This is a genomic window from Flavobacterium sp. UBA4854 (assembly GCF_002399805.1).
GTDB lineage: Bacteria > Bacteroidota > Bacteroidia > Flavobacteriales > Flavobacteriaceae > Flavobacterium > Flavobacterium ginsengisoli.
Genome location: NZ_DHEI01000163.1, coordinates 17,880 through 18,178 on the forward strand (window position 1 = coordinate 17,880; position 299 = coordinate 18,178).

1 pseudogene is annotated in these 299 nt (G+C 42.8%); it reads left to right on the top strand.

From position 1 onward, the window contains the following. Positions 1-299 (top strand): annotated as a pseudogene (locus tag B3J44_RS23920) (hypothetical protein); the annotation flags it as partial.

Genomic DNA, 299 nt, shown 5'->3' on the forward strand with positions numbered 1-299 from the left:
GCAGATATGGAAGCTCTTCAAGCAAAATTATTAGCTGATGCAAAAGTAAAAGCCGATGCAGAAGCAACAGCCAAAGCGAAGGCAGAAGCAGAAGCTAAAAAATTACAAGAAGAGGAAGATGCACGTCAAGCGAAATTGGCAGCAGATGCAAAAGCAAAAGCCGATGCAGAGGCATTAAAAGCACAACAAGTTGCTGAAGAAAAAGCTAGAGCAGAAGAACAAACTCGTCAAGCAAAATTAGCGGCAGATGCAAAAGCAAAAGCTGATGCAGAAGCTCTTCAAGCGAAACTTGCTGCAGA